The 18,591-nt window shown below is 64.3% G+C and carries 20 protein-coding genes; 11 read left to right on the top strand and 9 right to left on the bottom strand.

The features are described from left to right. The first annotated feature begins 13 nt into the window (after positions 1-13). Positions 14-1,165: a Gfo/Idh/MocA family protein gene (locus tag AB3X86_RS00630; RefSeq protein ID WP_368594550.1), complete on the top strand. Its 1,152-nt coding sequence runs from the start codon at positions 14-16 to the stop codon at positions 1,163-1,165. Positions 1,166-1,204: 39 nt separating this feature from the next. Here AB3X86_RS00630 and AB3X86_RS00625 read toward each other — a convergent pair whose 3' ends face one another. Then, the gene (locus AB3X86_RS00625) at positions 1,205-1,465 is read right to left on the bottom strand and encodes a hypothetical protein (RefSeq protein WP_176109336.1); all 261 of its coding nucleotides are present in this window, start codon (positions 1,463-1,465) and stop codon (positions 1,205-1,207) included. Between the two features lie 158 nt (positions 1,466-1,623). On the opposite strand from AB3X86_RS00625, the gene AB3X86_RS00620 reads away from it, so the two are divergent. After that, complete coding sequence (locus AB3X86_RS00620) at positions 1,624-2,388, top strand: hypothetical protein (RefSeq protein WP_368594549.1); 765 nt, start codon at positions 1,624-1,626, stop codon at positions 2,386-2,388. Positions 2,389-2,400: 12 nt separating this feature from the next. Here the strand turns inward: AB3X86_RS00620 and AB3X86_RS00615 are convergent, their stop codons facing one another. The 4 genes from AB3X86_RS00615 to AB3X86_RS00600 form a co-directional block, all read right to left on the bottom strand. Next, positions 2,401-3,165 (bottom strand): ParA family protein, encoded by a 765-nt coding sequence (locus tag AB3X86_RS00615; RefSeq protein ID WP_368594548.1) that lies wholly within the window; start codon positions 3,163-3,165, stop codon positions 2,401-2,403. 97 nt (positions 3,166-3,262) lie between these two features. Then, entirely contained in the window at positions 3,263-3,673 is a 411-nt protein-coding gene (locus AB3X86_RS00610) for a DUF302 domain-containing protein (protein ID WP_368594547.1), read from the bottom strand. Positions 3,674-3,729: 56 nt separating this feature from the next. Beyond that, complete coding sequence (locus AB3X86_RS00605) at positions 3,730-4,899, bottom strand: ABC transporter substrate-binding protein (protein WP_368594546.1); 1,170 nt, start codon at positions 4,897-4,899, stop codon at positions 3,730-3,732. Between the two features lie 51 nt (positions 4,900-4,950). Beyond that, positions 4,951-5,892, bottom strand: a complete 942-nt coding sequence (locus tag AB3X86_RS00600; RefSeq protein WP_368594545.1) for a CysB family HTH-type transcriptional regulator — start codon at positions 5,890-5,892, stop codon at positions 4,951-4,953. A gap of 228 nt (positions 5,893-6,120) precedes the next feature. Here AB3X86_RS00600 and AB3X86_RS00595 point away from each other — a divergent pair, with 228 nt between their 5' ends. The 6 genes from AB3X86_RS00595 to cobA all read left to right on the top strand — a co-directional run bounded on the left by AB3X86_RS00595 (position 6,121) and on the right by cobA (position 12,357). Beyond that, positions 6,121-7,800 carry a nitrite/sulfite reductase gene (locus AB3X86_RS00595; protein ID WP_368594544.1) on the top strand — a complete coding sequence of 560 codons (1,680 nt, stop codon included), beginning with the start codon at positions 6,121-6,123 and terminating at the stop codon, positions 7,798-7,800. Between the two features lie 22 nt (positions 7,801-7,822). Continuing rightward, positions 7,823-8,368, top strand: coding sequence for a DUF934 domain-containing protein (locus AB3X86_RS00590; protein ID WP_368594543.1), 546 nt, complete (start codon positions 7,823-7,825; stop codon positions 8,366-8,368). Beyond that, the gene (locus AB3X86_RS00585) at positions 8,365-9,111 is read left to right on the top strand and encodes a phosphoadenylyl-sulfate reductase (protein ID WP_368594542.1); all 747 of its coding nucleotides are present in this window, start codon (positions 8,365-8,367) and stop codon (positions 9,109-9,111) included. Before AB3X86_RS00590 ends, AB3X86_RS00585 begins: the two co-directional genes overlap by 4 nt. Positions 9,112-9,210: 99 nt before the next feature. Continuing rightward, a complete protein-coding gene (gene cysD / locus AB3X86_RS00580) occupies positions 9,211-10,173 on the top strand; it encodes a sulfate adenylyltransferase subunit CysD (RefSeq protein ID WP_176366993.1) in 963 nt (320 codons plus the stop codon). A 24-nt stretch (positions 10,174-10,197) separates the two neighbouring features. Then, on the top strand, positions 10,198-11,514 hold the full coding sequence (locus tag AB3X86_RS00575) for a sulfate adenylyltransferase subunit 1 (protein WP_368594541.1): 1,317 nt from the start codon (positions 10,198-10,200) through the stop codon (positions 11,512-11,514). Positions 11,515-11,601: 87 nt separating this feature from the next. After that, the gene (cobA, locus tag AB3X86_RS00570; RefSeq protein ID WP_090803404.1) at positions 11,602-12,357 is read left to right on the top strand and encodes a uroporphyrinogen-III C-methyltransferase; all 756 of its coding nucleotides are present in this window, start codon (positions 11,602-11,604) and stop codon (positions 12,355-12,357) included. Between the two features lie 59 nt (positions 12,358-12,416). Here the strand turns inward: cobA and AB3X86_RS00565 are convergent, their stop codons facing one another. The 3 genes from AB3X86_RS00565 to lptF are packed head-to-tail and all read right to left on the bottom strand — an operon-like array spanning position 12,417 to position 15,094. Next, positions 12,417-12,797, bottom strand: coding sequence for a sirohydrochlorin chelatase (locus AB3X86_RS00565; protein ID WP_368594540.1), 381 nt, complete (start codon positions 12,795-12,797; stop codon positions 12,417-12,419). Between the two features lie 47 nt (positions 12,798-12,844). Continuing rightward, complete coding sequence (gene lptG / locus AB3X86_RS00560; RefSeq protein ID WP_176121137.1) at positions 12,845-13,993, bottom strand: LPS export ABC transporter permease LptG; 1,149 nt, start codon at positions 13,991-13,993, stop codon at positions 12,845-12,847. Positions 13,994-13,996: 3 nt separating this feature from the next. Then, entirely contained in the window at positions 13,997-15,094 is a 1,098-nt protein-coding gene (lptF, locus tag AB3X86_RS00555) for an LPS export ABC transporter permease LptF (protein WP_013088688.1), read from the bottom strand. Positions 15,095-15,231: 137 nt separating this feature from the next. Here lptF and AB3X86_RS00550 point away from each other — a divergent pair, with 137 nt between their 5' ends. From AB3X86_RS00550 to AB3X86_RS00540, 3 genes are all read left to right on the top strand, one after another. Next, positions 15,232-16,743, top strand: coding sequence for a leucyl aminopeptidase (locus tag AB3X86_RS00550; protein WP_368594539.1), 1,512 nt, complete (start codon positions 15,232-15,234; stop codon positions 16,741-16,743). Between the two features lie 52 nt (positions 16,744-16,795). Continuing rightward, a complete protein-coding gene (locus AB3X86_RS00545; RefSeq protein ID WP_368594538.1) occupies positions 16,796-17,212 on the top strand; it encodes a DNA polymerase III subunit chi in 417 nt (138 codons plus the stop codon). Between the two features lie 65 nt (positions 17,213-17,277). Next, the gene (locus tag AB3X86_RS00540) at positions 17,278-18,084 is read left to right on the top strand and encodes a DUF2486 family protein (protein WP_368594537.1); all 807 of its coding nucleotides are present in this window, start codon (positions 17,278-17,280) and stop codon (positions 18,082-18,084) included. Positions 18,085-18,108: 24 nt separating this feature from the next. Here the strand turns inward: AB3X86_RS00540 and AB3X86_RS00535 are convergent, their stop codons facing one another. Next, on the bottom strand, positions 18,109-18,447 hold the full coding sequence (locus tag AB3X86_RS00535) for a c-type cytochrome (protein WP_176379182.1): 339 nt from the start codon (positions 18,445-18,447) through the stop codon (positions 18,109-18,111). Positions 18,448-18,591: the final 144 nt, after the last annotated feature.

Here is an 18,591-nt window from a genome sequence, read left to right as displayed (position 1 = left end):
GGGAGCGCAAACGATGCAGCGAAGAAGGCTCAGGCTGGGCATGGTCGGCGGCGGGCAGGGCGCGTTCATCGGCGCGGTGCACCGGATCGCCGCGCGGCTCGACGATCGCTTCGAACTGGTGGCGGGCGCTCTGTCGTCCGATCCTGAGCGCGCGCGGGCGAGCGCCGTCGAAGCGGGCATCGCGCGAAGCTACGCGGACTGGCGCGAGATGGCGCGCGCCGAGGGCGCGCGCGACGACGGCATCGACGCGGTCGCGATCGTCACGCCCAATCATCTGCACGCGCCGGTCGCGACGGCATTTCTCGAAGCGGGCATCCACGTGATCTGCGACAAGCCGCTCGCGGTCTCGCTCGCCGAAGGCGAAGCGCTCGCGAAGCTCGCGCAGTCATCAAAGCGGCTGTTTGCGGTGACGCATACCTATTCGGGCTACCCGCTGGTGCGGCATGCGCGCGAACTGGTCGAACGGGGCGAGCTGGGTGAGATACGCGTCGTGCAGGTCGAGTATGCGCAGGACTGGCTCGCCGAGCCGCTCGAAACGGGCGGCGCCAACAAGCAGGCGGGCTGGCGTACCGATCCGGCCTTGGCGGGGCCGGCCGGGTGCCTCGGCGATATCGGCACGCACGCGTATCAGCTGGCCGCTTTCGTGACGGGGATGATGCCGCGCGCGCTGTCGGCCGAGCTGCACACGTTCGTGCCGGGGCGTCGTATCGACGATCACGTGCAGGCGATGCTGCGTTATGCGAACGGCGCGCGCGGCATGTTGTGGGCGAGCCAGGTGGCGAGCGGCGCGGAGAACGCGCTGCGTTTGCGGGTGTATGGCACGAAGGCGGGGCTCGCGTTCGATCAGGAGGAGCCGAACGCGTTGTGGTTCACGCCGCTAGGCGGCGCTGCCGAGCGATTGACACGCGCGCGTGTGAAAAGTGCGGTTGCCGCGCATGCAACGCGCGTGCCGGCCGGGCATCCGGAAGGCTATCTGGAAGCGTTCGCGCAGTTGTACAAAGATGCGGCGTTGCAGATCGATGCACTGAACGAAGGCCGCGCACCGCCGGCGGAAAGCCTGTTGTTGACGACGGTCGAGGATGGCGTCGACGGATTGCGGTTTATCGAGGCGGTGCTGAAAAGCAGTGCGGCGGACGGGCGGTGGGTGGAGATCGAAGGGGCGTAAAGCATCGCAACGAAGCGCCAGGTCGGCGAAGCTGGAGCGTCAACCGCCCTTGCTTTTCTTGATCTGCGCTTCGAACGCGATATCGAGCTTGCTGGCCTTGCGCGGTTTCTGCGGGCCGTAGGCGTCGACGAACTTGACGAAGTCGTCGAGTGTCAGCGGGTCGGATACCTTCTGGTCGACTCCGGTTGATTTGTCCACGAGATAGAACAGGCCGCCGGACAGGCTGATCGCGGCGAAGCGCGGGTTGCCGGTGCGCGTTTTCAGGCGCTCGACGGCGTGGATGGCTCGGGTGGTGCGCATGATGGGGGACTGCGGCTGCTGATTGACGAGAGCGTTACTTTAACAAGTTTGCTGACGATGTGCGGATGGCGCCAACGGACGAAAACACGCGATGAACCTCGACCCGCCCAGCCCCGAGCTACCGCGTCTCACGCAGATGTCCGCAACGGAGGCATTGCATGCAAGCATTCGTCGATCATCCTGGCACGCTGTTCGTGGTACTGCTGGTCGCGTTCGTCGGCGCGATCACTTTTGGCGCATTGGCGCTGCGACGCGTTCTCGCATTGAAGAGCGAGGAGCGCGAAGATTTCACGATCGTGGAGACGTCGACGTTGACGTTGCTCGCGCTGCTGATCGGCTTCAATCTGTCGATGGCGGTCAATCGCTACGACCAGCGCAAGAACCTGGAGGAAAACGAAGCGAACGCGATCGGAACCGAGTACGCCCGGGCCGATGTGGTCGCGCCGCCCGTCAGCGCGCAGATCAAGGCTGAATTGACGCATTACGCGCAATTGAGACTCGCGCATTTTCGAACCCGAGATGCGCAGGAAATCGCTCGCATCGAGGCAGACACAGCGAAGTCTCAGGCCGCACTTTGGCGCCTCGCGGCACAGGTCGCGAGGGACCAGCCGACGCCGATCGGCGCCGTCGTGATGACCGGCATGAACGACGTCCTCAATTCGCAGGACTATTCCCAGGCGGCGTTGTTGAACCGGATTCCGCTGGGCGCGTGGACGCTGATGATCCTGATCGGACTATTTGCGTGCGTCGTGCAGGGTTATGGAGCGAGAGGCAGCGTCCGACGAGGCATCCTGATTATCGTGCTGCCCGTTACGGTTGCTCTGTCGCTGACGCTGATCGCGGACATCGACAGTCCGCGAGGCGGGATCATTCATATCGAGCCGCAAAACCTCGCGCGGCTGCTGAGATCGCTGGGGCAATGACGTCGCTCGGGCTTATTCGCTCAATTCGCGATGCAGCGCCCGATACTCCTGCGCGAGCTTATGCCCCGGATCGAGATGAATGACGGGCGTCGCCAACTGATGCGACTCACGGATCTTCACCGACGATGACAAGCGCGACCCCAGCACCGGCAGCCCTTCGCCGATCAGTTCGTCGACGAGCTTCTGCGGCAGGCTCGCGCGCGGCTGGAACTGGTTGATGACGATGCCTTCCACCTGCAGCGCGTCGTTGTGATCCTGCTGGATCTCCTTGACGTTTTCGAGCAGCGTGTAGAGCGCGCGACGCGAAAAGTCGTCGCAGTCGAACGGAATCAGACAACGCTCGACGGCGATCAGCGCCGAGCGCGTGTAGAAGTTCAGCGCGGGCGGCGTGTCGATGTAAATCGCGTCGTACATCGAGAGTTCGTTCAGCGCGTCGCGCAGCTTGTAGATCTTGTAGCGCGATTCGAGCTTGCCATGCAGCGTGTCGAGATCGGGATGGGCGGGCATCACGTCCAGATTCTCGAAGCGCGTCGGATGGATGTACGAGGTCGCTTCGACGGGCTTGAAGCTGAAGCCGAGCGCGGTTTCGAAGAAGCCTGCGACAGTGGGGTGGACTTCGCTCGCCTGCGGACCGAGCAGATACTGGGTCGAATTCGCCTGGGCATCGAGGTCGATCACCAGCGTGCGCAGCCCTTCGCTCGCGCTGATGGCCGCCAGGTTGCAGACGATGGTCGATTTGCCCACGCCACCTTTCTGATTGAATACAACGCGCCGCATGATCTCCCCTTGAACGGAAGCGGTTACAAAGGGCCCAGCATACCTGAGTCGCGTGACGGCGAAGATTTCGATGGGTTGTTCGTGACCGTTCGACGCTTTACCGCGCGGCCGCATCCACGAGGGCGGCCACACCGCTCACCGGCTTCATCAAGTCGTCCGGCAGACCATGACGTTCGCGAAGATAGGCCGTCGAGTTGAAGGATAGCCACGCGCGGCCGTCCGCGTCTTCCCACACGAGCACCTTCAGGGGAAGATCGAGCGCGGCGGTCGGCGCGAGTTGCATCAACGGTGTGCCGGCTTTGGGATTGCCGAAGACCAGGAGCTGGCTGAACGGCATCGTCAGTCCCGCGCGCTCAGCGTCGCCGCTGAAATCGATGCACGCGAAAACGGTCAGCCCGCGCTGCAGAATGATGGTTTGCAGACGCTCGGCCGTCGCGCTGCCCGCGTGGGCGCTTGGAACGGTGACGATGCCAGTGCTGGCGTTCTCTGCGATCGAAGCGGTGGCCATCTTGCCTCCCGTAGTTCTACCGAAAGGCGGAGCGTCATCGACGCCCCGCTGCCGGATTACTGGCTCAGATAAACGAACTTGCCATTCTTGATGGTACCCATCACGCTCGCGCGCTGATCGAGACCGACGTGATCCTTCGGGCTCGTATTGACGACCCCGTTCGGCACCACCAGCTCATGCGCATGCTCGAGCTCATCGCGCAGCGCGACGCGAAACGCCGGCGTGCCCGGCTGCGCGGTCTTCAACGCGCGCGCGACGGCATCCTGCAGGCGCGGGTACACGCCGGCCGCGTCGCCCGCGAACTGCGTGACGCTGCCGGGGCCGTACTTCGCTTCGTACGCGTCGACGAACGCGAGCGCCGCCTTCTTCGACGGATGATCGGCCGGCAGCGTGCGCGCAACGACGACCGGCTGCGTCGGGAACAGCGTGCCTTCCACGTCTTTACCGCCGAGCTTGATGAACTCCGGCGTCGCGATGCCATGCGTCTGATAAATCGGCCCCTTGTAGCCGCGCTCGATCAGCGTGCGCTGCGGCAGCACCGTCGGCGTGCCCGCGCCGGCGATCAGGATCGCGTCGGGCTTCGCGGCCATCAGCTTCAGGATCTGGCCGGTCACGCTCGCGTCGGTGCGGTTGTAGCGCTCGGTCGCGACCAGCTGGATATGCCGCAGCGCCGCGAACTTGCTGAACTCGTTGAGCCAGCTTTCACCGTAGCCGTCCGCGAAACCGATGAAGCCGACCGTTTTCACGTTGTGATTCGACATGTAGCGCGTCATCACGTCGGCCATCGCGCTGTCGGTCTGCGCCATCTTATACGCCCAGACCTTCTTGCCTTCCTGGGGTTCGACGACGCTCGCCGAGCCGATCAGCGTGATCATCGGCGTCTGGCTGTCGGCGACCGGATCGAGCGCGGCCATCGCGGCCGGCGTGATGTTCGGGCCGACGACCACATCGACGTGGTCCTCGTTGATCAGCTTGCGAATGTTGCGCACCGCGTTGCCGGGGTCGGACGCGTCGTCGAGGAAGATGTAGTCGGCTTTCTGGCCGGCGATCGTCTGCGGCCACATCAGCATCGCGTTCTTGCTGGTGATGCCGATCACGGCGGCCGGCCCGGTGTTCGACAGATCGATGCCGACTTTCAGGTCGGCGTGCGCCGCGCCGGCGACGAGCAGCGCCGCGGCCGCGAGGCCGCGCAGGGTGTCGCGTACTTTATTGTTGTGCAACTTCATCAGAAGTGTCTCCGTAGCGAGAGAGCGGTATGGAAGCGGTATGAAAGCGGTTCAAAGCTCATAGGTTTCGTGTTCGCCCTTCAGCGCCTGCTCGATGAGCTTGCGGTTCAGGCTCGGCGACAGCAGCTCGACGAGCGTGTACACGTAGCTGCGCAGATACGCGCCCTGTTTCAGCGCGACGCGCGTCACGTTGCTGCCGAACAGATGGCCGACCGGCATCGCGCGCAAATGGCGGTCGCGCTCGCCGTTGAACGCGATGTCGGCCATGATGCCGACGCCGAGGCCCAGCTCGACGTAGGTCTTGATCACGTCGGCGTCGATCGCCTCGAGCACGATGTCCGGATGCAGCCCGCGCAGGCGGAACGCCTCGTTGATCTTGGTGCGGCCGGCGAACGCATTGTCGTACGTAATCAGCGGGTACTGGGTCAGGTCGTCGAGCGACAGCAGCTTGCGCTCGAGCAGCGGATGGTCCGGCTGCACCACCGCGACGTGGTGCCACTGGAAGCAGGGCAGCGACACGAGATCCTTGTAGTTCGAGATCGCCTCGGTCGCGATCGCGAGGTCGGCCTGGTCGTGCAGCACCATTTCGGCGACCTGGGTCGGGCTGCCTTGCAGAATCGAAAGATGGACCTTCGGGAAGCGCTTCTTGAACTCGGCGATCGCCGCCGGCAGCGAGTAGCGCGCCTGCGTGTGGGTCGCGGCGATCGTCAGGTTGCCCTGATCCTGCGCCGCGTAGTCCTTGCCGACCCGCTTCAGGCTTTCCACTTCCTGCAGGATTTTTTCGATCGATTGCAATATGATGCGGCCCGGCTCGGTCAGCGAACGCACGCGCTTGCCGTGCCGGGTGAAGATTTCGACGCCGAGTTCGTCTTCCAGCTCGATGATCGCCTTCGAAACGCCTGGCTGGCTCGTAAACAGCGATTTGGCAGCTTCGGTGAGGTTGAAATTCTGGCGCACAGCCTCGCGGACGAAGCGGAATTGGTGCAGGTTCATATATAACCTCGCCGCATATAAAAAGAATTTTTTAGTCGTTTGAAATATAAGACGAGTTTATTACGATCTGTCCATCTTTTTCAATATGGATATCTGTTTTTGTTATAAGCAAATGAGCGATGGGTCTAAACGCTTGCTTGCGACAGCTGACAAACACGGATATTCGAGCCGCGGCGGAAACCGGACCGCTGCGAGTCACGCGAAGTTTCGAATAATTGGGGCCCCCGAATGTACCAATACGATCAGTACGACCAGACCATCGTCGATGAACGGGTCGCGCAGTACGCCGATCAGGTTCGCCGCCGCTTGTCGGGCGAATTGAGCGAAGAGGAATTCCGTCCGCTGCGTCTGCAGAACGGCCTGTACTACCAGCGCCACGCGTACATGCACCGCATCGCGATTCCCTACGGCAACCTGCGCAGCGACCAGATGCGCGTGCTCGCGCAGATCGCGCGTGAACACGACCGCGGCTATGGCCATTTTTCGACCCGTTCGAACATCCAGTACAACTGGATCAAGCTCGAAGAAACGCCGGAAATCCTGCGCAAGCTCGCCGCCGTGCAGATGCACGGCATTCAGACCTCGGGCAACTGCATCCGCAACATCACCGCCGATCAATTCGCCGGCGTCGCACCCGACGAAGTCGTCGATCCGCGTCCGTGGGCCGAAATCCTGCGTCAATGGTCGACGTTCCACCCCGAATTCGCGTGGCTGCCGCGTAAGTTCAAGATTGCCGTGTCGGGTTCGAAGGAAGACCGCGCGGCCGTGCAGATCCACGACATGGGCGTGTATCTGAAGAAAAACGCGCAAGGCGAACTGGTGGTCGACATTCTGGCGGGCGGGGGTCTCGGCCGTACGCCGATCGTCGGCGCGATCATCCGCCGCGATCTGCCGTGGCAGCATCTGCTGACCTACAGCGAAGCCGTGCTGCGTGTGTACAACCGCTACGGCCGCCGCGACAACATGTACAAGGCGCGGATCAAGATTCTGGTGAAGGCGCTGTCGCCGGAGAAGTTCTCCGCGCAGGTCGAGGAAGAGTGGCAGCACCTGAAGGACGGTCCGTCGACGCTGACGCAGGCCGAAGTGGATCGCGTGTCGCAGTACTTCGCGCCGCCCGCTTACGACAAGCTGCCGGACACCGATACGTCGTTCGAAAAGCATCTGCTGGAAAACCGCGCGTTCGCGCGCTGGGTCGAGCGCAACGTGCGTCCGCACAAGGTCGCGGGCTATGCGTCGGTCACGCTGTCGCTGAAGCCGACCACGGTCGCGCCGGGCGACGCGACGGACGCGCAGATGGAAGCGGTCGCCGACTGGGCCGACGAGTACTCGTTCGGCCAGATCCGCGTGTCGCACGAGCAGAACCTGATTCTCGCCGACGTGAAGAAGCGCGACCTGTTCGCGCTGTGGGAAAAGGCCAAGCCGCAGGGTTTCGCGACGCCGAACATCGGCTTGTTGACCGACATCATCTCGTGCCCGGGCGGTGACTTCTGCTCGCTCGCGAATGCGAAGTCGATCCCGATCGCGCTCGCGATCCAGGAACGCTTCAACGATCTCGACTACGTGTACGACCTCGGCGACGTGTCGCTGAACATCTCGGGCTGCATCAACGCGTGCGGTCACCATCACGTCGGCAACATCGGCATTCTGGGCGTCGACAAGGATGGCTCAGAGTGGTACCAGGTGACGCTCGGCGGCGAGCAGGGCACGGGCGCGACCGGCGCTCACCTTGGCCGCGTGATCGGCCCGTCGTTCTCGGCCGAGGAAATGCCCGACGTGATGACGAAGGTGATCGATACGTTCGTGGACAACCGCCAGGAAGGCGAGCGTTTCATCGATACGTATACCCGCATCGGCATCACGCCGTTCAAGGAGCGCGTGTACGCCGCGCGTCAACCGGCTCACGCGTAACCGCGAAAAGGATACTGAACAGATGGCTTCTATCATCAAGAACCGCGACATCGTCAACGACGACTGGAGCGTCGTGCGTGCCGCGGAAGACGGCGCTTTGCCGGCGCTGAGCGAACTGCCGGCCGGCAAGGTCATCGTGCCGCTGGTGCTGTGGCAGGCCGAGCGTGAAGCGCTGGTCGCCGCGCGCGGCGCCACCGAAATCGGCGTGTGGCTCGCGCCGGATAGCGAACCGGCGGACATCGCTGGCGACTTCGACAAGCTCGCGCTGATCGCCGTGGACTTCCCGGTGTTCCGCGACGGCCGCGGCTACAGCATCGGCCGTCTGCTGCGCGAGCGCTATGGCTACAAGGGCGAACTGCGCGCGATCGGCGACGTGCTGCGCGACCAGGTCAGGCTGATGTTCCGCTGCGGCTTCGACGCGTTCGCGGTGCGCGCGGACAAGGACATCAACGACGCGCTGAAGGCGTTCGACGACTTCACCGTGCAGTACCAGGGCGCCGTCGATGACCCGTCGCCCCTGTTCCGCCGCCGCGCGGCGCAGGCTGGCGCCGACAAGGTGCCGGCATGAACACCGCCCAATCGTTGAGCCCGGAGCTGGCAGCGAAGGTCGAGCGACTCGACGCGCTGCTCGATTCGATCGCCGCGCGTCACGCGAACGTGAAGCTCGCGAGCAGCCTCGCCGCCGAAGACATGCTGCTCACGCACGCAATCCTGTCGCGCGGCGTGAAGATCGGCATCTTCTCGCTGAACACGGGCCGTCTGCATGCGGAAACGCTCGGCATGCTGGACCGCGTGAAAGAGCGCTACGGTTACGACATCGAGCAGTTTCATCCGCAGGCGGCGGCGGTCGAGCAGTACGTGGGCGAACACGGCCTGAACGCGTTTTACGAAAGCGTCGAGCTGCGCAAGCGCTGCTGCGAGATCCGCAAGGTCGAGCCGCTAAATCGCGCGCTCGCCGACGTCAGCGCCTGGGTGACCGGGCAGCGTCGCGAGCAGTCGGTCACGCGTGCCGAGCTGCACGAGGAAGAGCACGACGGCGCACGCAACATCGCCAAGTTCAACCCACTCGCGGACTGGACCGAAGCCGAAGTCTGGGATTATCTTAAGGCGTTCGATGTGCCGGTCAATCCGCTGCATGCGCGCGGTTATCCGAGCATCGGCTGCGAGCCGTGTACGCGTGCGATCCGCCCCGGCGAAGACAGCCGGGCGGGGCGCTGGTGGTGGGAGTCGCGCGATACGAAGGAATGCGGCTTGCATATCACGGCGATTACCCCGATTGCGGTCGAGCGCAACGAAGACGCGCCGGCCTGAATGCCGCGCACGAGCTTGCGGTCGACCGCCGCCGAAACCGATCCGAATACTTCCGCCCACACGCATGCGCTTGCCGGGCGAATCAACGAAGGACCCGCTATGAGCACCACGCTCGATTCCACTGTCAACGCTCCGCTTGCCAACACGGTCAACCGGATGGATCACCTCGATTGGCTCGAAGCCGAGTCGATTCATATCCTGCGCGAACTGGTCGCCGAATGCAGCAAGCCGGCGCTGCTGTTTTCGGGCGGCAAGGATTCCGTCGTGGTGCTCGCGCTTGCACTGAAGGCGTTCGGCCTCGGCGCGAACCGCAAGACGCAGCTGCCGTTCCCGCTCGTGCATATCGACACCGGTCACAACTACGACGAAGTGATCGACTTCCGCGATCGTCGCGCGCAAGAAATCGGCGCGGAACTGGTGGTCGGTCATGTCGAAGATTCGATCAAGCGCGGCACTGTGCGTCTGCGTCGCGAAACGGATTCGCGCAATGCCGCGCAAGCGGTCACGCTGCTCGAAACGATCGAGCAATACGGCTATACCGCGATGATCGGCGGCGCGCGCCGCGACGAAGAAAAGGCCCGCGCGAAGGAGCGCATCTTCTCGTTCCGCGACGAATTCGGCCAGTGGGACCCGAAGGCGCAGCGCCCGGAACTTTGGAGCCTGTACAACGCGCGTCTGCACAACGGCGAACATATGCGCGTGTTCCCGATCTCGAACTGGACCGAGCTCGACGTGTGGCAGTACATCGCGCGTGAGCAGCTCGAACTGCCGTCGATCTACTACGCGCACCAGCGCGAGATCGTGCGCCGTAACGGGCTGCTGGTGCCGGTCACGCCGCTCACGCCGATGCGCGAAGGCGAGACGAGCGAACAGGCACTGGTGCGTTTCCGCACGGTGGGCGACATCAGCTGCACGTGCCCGGTCGAAAGCGACGCGGACGACATCGAGAAGATCATCGCCGAGACCGCCGTCACCGAGATCACGGAACGCGGCGCGACGCGGATGGACGATCAGGTCTCTGAGGCTGCGATGGAACAACGCAAGAAGCAAGGCTATTTCTAAGCACACGACGAGGGCAATGCAATCATGAGCAGTATTCATCAACCAGAAGACCTCGGCGTGCTGCGTTTCATCACCGCGGGCAGCGTCGACGATGGCAAGAGCACGCTGATCGGTCGCCTGCTGTACGACAGCAAGGCGGTATTGAGCGACCAGTTGTCGGCACTGTCGCGCGCGAAGAACAAGCGCACCGTCGGCGACGAAATCGATCTGTCGCTGTTGACCGACGGCCTCGAAGCCGAGCGCGAGCAGGGCATCACGATCGACGTCGCGTATCGCTACTTCGCGACCGCCAAGCGCAAGTTCATCATCGCCGATACGCCGGGCCACGAGCAGTACACGCGCAACATGGTGACGGGGGCCTCGACCGCGCATGCGGCGATCATCCTCGTCGACGCGACGCGCGTGACGTTTGAAAACGGCGTCGCGCAACTGCTGCCGCAAACCAAGCGTCATAGCGCGATCGTCAAGCTGCTCGGTTTGCAGCACGTGATCGTCGCGATCAACAAGATGGACCTCGTCGACTACAGCGAAGCGCGCTTCAACGAGATCCGCGACGCGTATGTCGAACTCGCGCGTCACCTCGGACTGCAGGACGTGCGCTTCGTGCCGGTGTCGGCGCTGAAGGGCGACAACATCGTCACCGCGAGCGAGCGCATGCCGTGGTACGCGGGCCAGCCGCTGCTCGACGTGCTCGAAGCGCTGCCGGTCGAAACCGCGAGCGGTGAGGCGCTGCGCTTCCCGGTGCAGTGGGTCGCGCGTCAGGACGGCAGCCAGGCCGACGATTTCCGCGGCTACATGGGCCGCGTCGAATCGGGCGAAGTGAAGCTGGGCGACACGATCGTCGTGCTGCCGGCCAATCGCGAAGCGACCGTGGCCGAGATCATCGCGCCGGTGGTCGGCGGTACCGCGCAGGTGGACCGCGCGTTCGCCGGTCAGACGGTGACGATCCGTCTCGCGGAAGACGTCGACGTGTCGCGCGGCGACACCTTCGTGCTGCGAGCAGCGGCGCCGCAACCGGCGAAGAAGCTCGAAGCGGACCTGTGCTGGTTCGACGACACGCCGCTGTCGACGCAGCGCAAGTATCTGCTGAAGCAGACCACCAATACGGTATTCGCGAAGATCGGTGCGATCAAGGAAGTGCTCGACGTGCATACGCTTTCGCAGGCGACCGATCGCAAGGAACTGGCGATGAACGACATCGGTCGTGTCGCGCTGACTTTGCAGAAGCCGCTCGTATGCGATGCGTACGACGCGCATCAGGGCACGGGCGCGTTCGTGCTGATCGACGAGGCGACGAACCATACCGTCGCGGCCGGCATGATCCGGGCGTTTTCGGCCTGAGTTCAGCATAGGCCGGTAGGCGACGGCAGGGCCACGCAGCGGCGCAACGCGCCGCCTGCGTCCGCTCCAACGAACAGGTTGAGGTCAATGGGTAAGGTTTATCTGATCGGCGCGGGACCCGGTGCTGCGGACCTGATCACGGTACGCGGCGCGCGGCTGCTAGGCGCCGCCGACGTGGTGCTGCACGACGCGCTGGTCGAGCCGGCGATGCTCGACTACGCGCCCGCGCGCGCGAAGCGCATTGCGGTCGGCAAGCGCTGCGGGCAGCTATCGACGGCCCAGCAGTTCATCAACAAGCAGATCGTCGATGCGGCTTTGGAGCACGACGTGGTCGTGCGTCTGAAGGGCGGCGATCCGATGCTGTTCGGCCGCGCCGACGAAGAGATGCGCGCGCTCGAAGCCGCGGGCATCGAGTATGAAGTGGTGCCGGGCATCACCGCCGCACTGGCGAGCGCGGCCACGCTGAAGCGTTCGCTGACGTTGCGCGGCGTGTCGCGCAGCGTCGCGCTCGCAACCTTCAGCCGCGCGCCCGGTTCCGACGAGATCCGCGAGCAGGTCAACGCCGATTCGCTGGTGTTCTACATGGGCCGCGACAGCGGCGTCGAGATCGCACAGCAACTGATCGACGCCGGCAAGCCCGCGACGACGCCCGTGGCGATCGTCGAGGCGTGCAGCACGCCGCGCGAACGCATGCTGACGCTGACACTCGAAGATCTGGCGGCGGGCGAAGCGCAGCGCTGGGTCGATGCGTCGCAGCCGAGTCTGTTGATGATCGGCGAGGCGTTCGCGGCGCGGCAGACCGAGGCGAAGCGCTCGTCGAACGGGATGCTGGTCGCGGCCTGAATGTCCCCGGCAGGGCCGGCCTGAAAGAGCGGCGAATCTGAACAACTAGAACGAAAAAATCAGAGCTGCCGCAAGCAATACTGCGCGAGCGCATCGAGCACCGAATCATCCTCACCGACCGCCACCGCGCAGCGAATCTCGACACCGGGATGCGCGGCGCGGCATTGCTCGACGAGCGCGGGCAAATCCGTGCGGACATGTCCGCCTTGGCCGAAGAACACCGGCACCACAGTGATCGCAGCGCAGCCTTGCGTGACGAGGTGCGCTACGGCCGCGGGCAGGTCGGGTTCCATCAGTTCCAGAAAGGCGAGCGTAACCGCATCCGCTTCGCCCGTTGCCGCGCGCGCGGCGCGCAGCTTGTCGGCGAGTCGCTCGAACGGCTCGCGCCAGCGCGCATCGCGCGCGCCGTGGCCAAACAGAATCAGTCCGTGCATAGCCATCGCATCAGCTCCTGACGATGCCTCTCAACGCCCTCTGGCGTTGCGAGTTAGTGCCGGTCGACCCACTTCAACCCGACGAGCCCGAGCACCAGGTAGATGAGCCCCGGCGTCGCCGCAGTCAATGGCGCGGGCCACGTATTGAGCGTGCCGATGTGCGAGAACAGCGTGTTGAACAACTGGAAGCTCATGCCGAGCATGATGCCGCCGAACACCTTCATGCCGACCACGCCCGCGCGCGTATGCAGATACGCGAACGGCAGCGACAGCACCAGCATCACGAACACCGCGAACGGATACAGTACCTTTTTCCAAAGCGCGATTTCATAGCGCTGCGTGTCCTGATGGTTTTCGGTCAGATGCTGGATATAGCGGAACAGATTGAACATCGACATCCGGTCCGGCGACACCAGCAGCACCGACAGAATCTGCGGCGTCAGCTCCGAGCGCAGCGAATACTCAGGCAGCGTGACCTGGTTCGCGCGATACACCGGATTGAGCGCATCGTCCGGCGTGCCGGGAACTCGGGCCACGTCGAGCAGTTGCGTGTCGGTCACGCCAGTCAGCAGCCAGTGGCCCGGTGGTTGATAACGGCCGCTCTGCGCGATGCGGATGTTCGACAGACGGAACTTCGAATCGAACTCGTAGATGCGCACGTTGCTGATCGTCGCGTCGGGTCTCAGTTCGCCGACGTTGACGAAGCGCGTGACCTGCTCGCCGTCGGCGCGCTCGGTCAGCGTGTCCTTGACCCACACGCCCGACTGGAAGTTGCTCGACACCGATGAGCCGAGCGCCTCGAGCCGCACGCGCTCGGACAGCTGATCCGTGTAGGGGCCGACCACTTCGCCGATCAGATAGGTGACGAGCACGAGCGGAATGCCGATTTTCAGCAGCGAGCGCAGCGCCCGGTTGGTGGCGAGACCGGACACGCGGAAGATCGTGTACTCGGAGTTGGCCGCCATCTGCGCGAATACGTAGATCGCGCTGATCAGCGCCGCGACCGGAATGATTTCGTAGAAGCGCGACGGCGTTTGCAGTGCGACGCGCAGCACCGCGTACTGAAACTTGTAGTTGCCGTGGCCGACCGAGTTCAGTTCGTTGATCAGGTCGAAGAAGAAGAACAGACCTGAAAATGCAAACAGGATGAAGACGAACGTGAGATAGATCTGACGCGCGAAATATCTTTCATAAATGCGCATCGGTCAGGCTCCCTGCGAACGGCTGAACATGGCGCGTGTGAACAGCGGCCGGTTGCGCACCCGCATCCAGAAGATGAACGCGACGATGCCGAGCACGATCACGTGCAGGATCACGAGCCCGATGCCGAACGACATCTTGCCCTGCTCGATCCACGCCTGCACGACGTTCAGCAGATTCGAATAGGTGAGGTAGATCAACACGGCCATCACGAGGTTGATCGTGCGGCTGCGCCGCGGGTTCTGGTGCGCGAGCGGAATCGCGAGCAGCATCAGGTTTATCGCGATCAACGGCAGACCCGCGCGCCACGCGAATTCGGCAAGGTTCTCGTTGGTCGGATTGCGCAGCAGCGTCATTGTCGGCAAGCCGGTGGTGGTCGGTGTATTGACGACCGGCTGGCTCTGGATCTTCACGCCGTAGCGCTCGAACTCCATGATGCGGAAATCGGGGTGGCCCGGCTCGCCGTCGTAGCGGCGGCCGTTTTCCAGCACGACGAAGCGGTCGCCGTTCTTATGCGTCTCGACGTGGCCGTTCTTCGACACCACGACGTTGACCTTGCCGCCCTCGGTGCTCGTCACGAACACGTTTTCCACGTGCCCCTGGTCGGGCGACATCTTCTCGATGAAGAACACGCGGTGCGTGCTCGGCGATTCGCGGAACTGCCCGGGAGCCAGCAGCGAGACTTCGTCGCGCTGCTGGAAGCGCGCGCGGATCAGCTTGCTCTGCTGGTTCGACCACGGCCAGCCGACGAACACGAAGAACATGATCAGGATGATGATCGGTGTGGCGAAGATACCGATCGGCTTGATGAATTGCGTGAGACTGACGCCCGAAGACAGCCACACGACCATCTCGGAGTCCTTGTACCAGCGCGTGAGCACGAACAGGATCGACACGAACAGCGTCGCGACGAGCATGATGGCCAGATAGCCGATCACGGTGAGGCCGATCAGGACCAGCACGTCGCGCGGATCGATCTCACCCGAGGCCGCGAAGCCGACGATGCGGATCATCATCGTCGTCAGCACGAGCGTGAGGAGAACCATGAACACGGCGCCAGCCGTGTACGCGAGCTCGCGCTGGAGGGAGCGTTCAAAGATCATTATTGATGACGAGAGGGGGCGCTCACGGCGACGCGGGGGTTCGTTCCCGTCACGCCTCCGGTGCAGCCGCCGCGGGAAAAATAGCGGATAATTGCGGCTTTCATCCTAAGCCCAGATTTTATCCGAGGACAAGCGCGATGGACTTTAGCATAAAAGCCTGTGATTGGACCAAAGGCTCGACGAACGGTTTCCTGACCGGGAAATCCGATTGCATCGTGATCGGTGTGTTCGAGTCGCAAACGCTGTCGGGCGCCGCGCTGGAAATCGACGCGGCCACCAAGGGCCTGCTCACGCGCATCATCAAGGCGGGCGACATGGACGGCAAGGCGGGTACCACGCTGTTCCTGCACGAGGTGTCGGGTATCGGCGCGTCGCGCGTGCTGCTCGTCGGCCTCGGCAAACAGGATGCTTTCAGTCAGAAAGCCTACGGCGAGGCGGTCCGCGCCGCCTGGCGCGCGCTGCTCGGCACGAAGATCGTGCAGGTCACGTTCACGCTCGCACAACTGCCGGTGCTCGAGCGCACGGCCGACTGGTGCGTGCGCGCCGCGATCCTTGCGCTGCGCGAGCTGACCTACCGCTTCACGCAGATGAAGAGCAAGCCGGACAACACGCCGCGCGCGTTGAAGCGCGTCGTGTTCAGCGTCAACATGGGCGACGAGAAGGCCGCCAAGCTCGCCGCGAAGCAGGGTGCCGCGCTTGCGAACGGCATGGACCTGACGCGCGACCTCGGCAATCTGCCGAGCAACGTCTGCACGCCGACCTACATTGCGAACACCGCGAAGAAGCTCGCGAAAGACTGGAAGCTGAAGGTCGAGGTGCTCGGCGAGAAGCAGTGTGAAGCGCTGAAGATGGGCTCGTTCCTGTCGGTCACCGCGGGCGCGGTCGAGCCGGCGCAGTTCATCGTGCTGCAGTACCAGGGCGGCGCCGCGAAGGCCGCGCCGGTCGTGCTGGTCGGCAAGGGCGTCACGTTCGACACGGGCGGCATCTCGCTGAAGCCGGGCGAGGGCATGGACGAGATGAAGTACGACATGTGCGGCGCGGGCTCGGTGCTCGGCACGCTGCGCGCGGTCGCCGAAATGGGTCTGAAGATCAACTTGGTCGGCATCATTCCGGCCGTCGAGAACATGCCGTCGGGCACGGCGACCAAGCCGGGCGACATCGTCACCAGCATGAAGGGCATCACGATCGAGGTGCTGAACACCGACGCCGAGGGCCGCCTGATTCTGTGCGACGCGCTCACCTACGCGGAGCGCTTCAAGCCGGCCGCGGTGATCGACATCGCGACGCTGACGGGCGCCTGCATCATCGCGCTCGGCCATCACAACAGCGGCCTGTTCTCGAAGGACGATGCGCTCGCGGGCGAACTGCTCGACGCGTCGCGCGAAGCGGCCGACCCGGCCTGGCGCCTGCCGCTCGACGACGAGTACCAGGATCAACTGAAGTCGAATTTCGCCGACGTCGCGAACATCGGCGGGCGTCCGGCCGGCAGCGTGACGGCCGCTTGCTTCCTGTCGCGCTTTACGGATTCGTACCCGTGGGCGCATCTCGACATCGCCGGCACCGCGTGGAAGAGCGGCGCGGCGAAGGGTGCGACGGGTCGTCCGGTGCCGCTGCTCGCGCAGTTCCTGATCGACCGCGCCGGCCAATGACGCAGTGCGCTAAGCGCGCGCACGGCGCACGGCAAGCGGGGCGGAGCGGCCGATGACGAGAATCGACTTTCACTCGAACGTCGGCGATTCGCTGCTGTACGCGTGCCGCCTCGTGCGCAAGGCGTATCTGGCGGGCCAGCCGCTCGTCGTGCTGGCCGAGCCCGCGCGTCTGCGCGCGTTCGACGAAATGCTGTGGAGCTTCTCACCGCTCGACTTCGTGCCGCACTGCATGGCGGGCACTCCGCTTGCCGCCGATACGCCCGTCGTGCTGGCCACGAATCTCGACGACGTGCCGCATCATCAGGTGCTGCTGAATCTGGGCGCAACGGTGCCGGCGCAATTCGCGCGCTTCGAAAGATTGCTCGAAGTGGTCGGTAACGCACACGAGGAACTCGCTGCGGGCCGCGAGCGCTATCGCTTCTATCGCGATCGCGGCTATGCTTTGAACAACTACAAGCAGGGCGGCTAGTTCGTTCCGCTCTCGCGGCATGCGGACCGCCTGCCCTGGCTTCGACTCAAACACGGAGAGCGCACGTGTCCGATCCCAACGACAATTCGATTCCGATCCTGAACGAGGTCATCGTGCCGGGCCGCGCGCGCGAAACGCGCGAGGCGTCGGCCGATGGCGCCGCGCCCGCGCCCCAGGGCGCCAAGCCCGCAACCCCAGCAGCCGCGCAACCGGCGGCGCGCGAGCCGGGATTGCGCACCGAGCCCGCGTTCGCGCCGCCGGCCGCGCATCCGGCCGCGCCTCCGGTCGAACCGACGCTGGCGCCCGAGCCCGTGCTCGCGCCGCAGCCCGTGCCCACACCCGAGCAACTGAGTTCGCCCGAGCCGGTTCTCGCGCCGGAGCCGGCGCAGACCGAACTTCATCAGCCGCACGTGGCCGATCACACGCACGCGAGAAAGCAGGCCCGGCCGCATCACGGCATTCATGCGCGACATGGGCATGAGGAGCTGCGCGACGGCCTGCATGAAGGACTGCATGAGGACGTGCCCGAGGTGTCGCCCGGCGTGTTCGATCGTACCGAACCCTTCATACCGCTCGAAGCCGGCGCGACCGTGCCGCCGGACGTCGCCCATGAAGGCGCGCACGAAGCCGCTCCCGCTCAGCCCCCACTCGACGCCGACGCGCTCGCCGAACGTTTGCACGGACGCTTCCAGCGTTTTCTGACGGGCGAGGGGCGCGGCATCATCGAGGCGCGCTGCCGCGACTCAGTGCAGCAGCACACGAGCCTGCTCGTCAGTCAGATCACGCGCGAGGTCGCGCAGACACTCGAAGCCGAGATGACCGGTTGGGTACGTGAAGCGGTGGAAGAAGAAATCGCGCGGCGCTCGCGTTGACGCCGCGGCGACACGAAAGGTCCGTTATTTGAGAGTCAGCACCCAGGCCGCCAGCGTGGCCGCCTGATCGGGCGTCAGTTGCGTGTTCGCGGGCATCGGCATGGTTCCCCATGCGCCGGTGCTGCCATCGAGGATCTTGTGCTTAAGATAGGTCGCGGCGTCGTCGCGACCCGCATACCGGATAGCGACGTCGTGCAGCGCCGGCCCCATGAACGGGCGGTTGACCGAGTGGCAACTCATGCAGTTCTTCTGCTGGGCGAGCGCGAGGCCGGCTGCTTCGGCGCGGGCTGCGGGACTCGTGGCGCTCAATGCGGCGGCGAGCGCAACAGAGGCTGCTACGGCTGCGTACGACATCGATTTCATTATGGTCTCCGCCAGTGCAGTTGCCCGGCTCGTGGTGCACGCATTATAAGAGCAAAGGGGCGCACGGATTTTCGTGCGCCCCTGGCGTTTTTGCGTAGCGTGGCGGCGGGTTCGTCCAGCGGAGCGGGGCGCGCCGGCCCGTAG

The organism is Paraburkholderia sp. BR14374, from assembly GCF_040948685.1.
Taxonomy (GTDB): domain Bacteria; phylum Pseudomonadota; class Gammaproteobacteria; order Burkholderiales; family Burkholderiaceae; genus Paraburkholderia; species Paraburkholderia youngii.
The sequence above is the reverse complement of the archived record's forward strand: the minus strand, read 5'-3'. Positions and strand labels throughout refer to the sequence as shown.

Bases quoted from the DNA above. Each gene is read 5' to 3' on its own strand.
- AB3X86_RS00600 (WP_368594545.1), bottom strand. From the start codon at position 5,892: ATGAACCTGCACCAATTCCGCTTCGTCCGCGAGGCTGTGCGCCAGAAT.
- AB3X86_RS00630 (WP_368594550.1), top strand. From the start codon at position 14: ATGCAGCGAAGAAGGCTCAGGCTGGGCATGGTCGGCGGCGGGCAGGGC.
- AB3X86_RS00595 (WP_368594544.1), top strand. From the start codon at position 6,121: ATGTACCAATACGATCAGTACGACCAGACCATCGTCGATGAACGGGTC.
- AB3X86_RS00585 (WP_368594542.1), top strand. From the start codon at position 8,365: ATGAACACCGCCCAATCGTTGAGCCCGGAGCTGGCAGCGAAGGTCGAG.
- lptG (WP_176121137.1), bottom strand. From the start codon at position 13,993: ATGCGCATTTATGAAAGATATTTCGCGCGTCAGATCTATCTCACGTTC.
- lptF (WP_013088688.1), bottom strand. From the start codon at position 15,094: ATGATCTTTGAACGCTCCCTCCAGCGCGAGCTCGCGTACACGGCTGGC.
- AB3X86_RS00610 (WP_368594547.1), bottom strand. From the start codon at position 3,673: ATGGCCACCGCTTCGATCGCAGAGAACGCCAGCACTGGCATCGTCACC.
- AB3X86_RS00550 (WP_368594539.1), top strand. From the start codon at position 15,232: ATGGACTTTAGCATAAAAGCCTGTGATTGGACCAAAGGCTCGACGAAC.
- AB3X86_RS00535 (WP_176379182.1), bottom strand. From the start codon at position 18,447: ATGAAATCGATGTCGTACGCAGCCGTAGCAGCCTCTGTTGCGCTCGCC.
- cysD (WP_176366993.1), top strand. From the start codon at position 9,211: ATGAGCACCACGCTCGATTCCACTGTCAACGCTCCGCTTGCCAACACG.
- AB3X86_RS00615 (WP_368594548.1), bottom strand. From the start codon at position 3,165: ATGCGGCGCGTTGTATTCAATCAGAAAGGTGGCGTGGGCAAATCGACC.
- AB3X86_RS00575 (WP_368594541.1), top strand. From the start codon at position 10,198: ATGAGCAGTATTCATCAACCAGAAGACCTCGGCGTGCTGCGTTTCATC.
- AB3X86_RS00545 (WP_368594538.1), top strand. From the start codon at position 16,796: ATGACGAGAATCGACTTTCACTCGAACGTCGGCGATTCGCTGCTGTAC.
- AB3X86_RS00605 (WP_368594546.1), bottom strand. From the start codon at position 4,899: ATGAAGTTGCACAACAATAAAGTACGCGACACCCTGCGCGGCCTCGCG.
- AB3X86_RS00565 (WP_368594540.1), bottom strand. From the start codon at position 12,797: ATGGCTATGCACGGACTGATTCTGTTTGGCCACGGCGCGCGCGATGCG.
- AB3X86_RS00625 (WP_176109336.1), bottom strand. From the start codon at position 1,465: ATGCGCACCACCCGAGCCATCCACGCCGTCGAGCGCCTGAAAACGCGC.
- AB3X86_RS00590 (WP_368594543.1), top strand. From the start codon at position 7,823: ATGGCTTCTATCATCAAGAACCGCGACATCGTCAACGACGACTGGAGC.
- AB3X86_RS00620 (WP_368594549.1), top strand. From the start codon at position 1,624: ATGCAAGCATTCGTCGATCATCCTGGCACGCTGTTCGTGGTACTGCTG.
- cobA (WP_090803404.1), top strand. From the start codon at position 11,602: ATGGGTAAGGTTTATCTGATCGGCGCGGGACCCGGTGCTGCGGACCTG.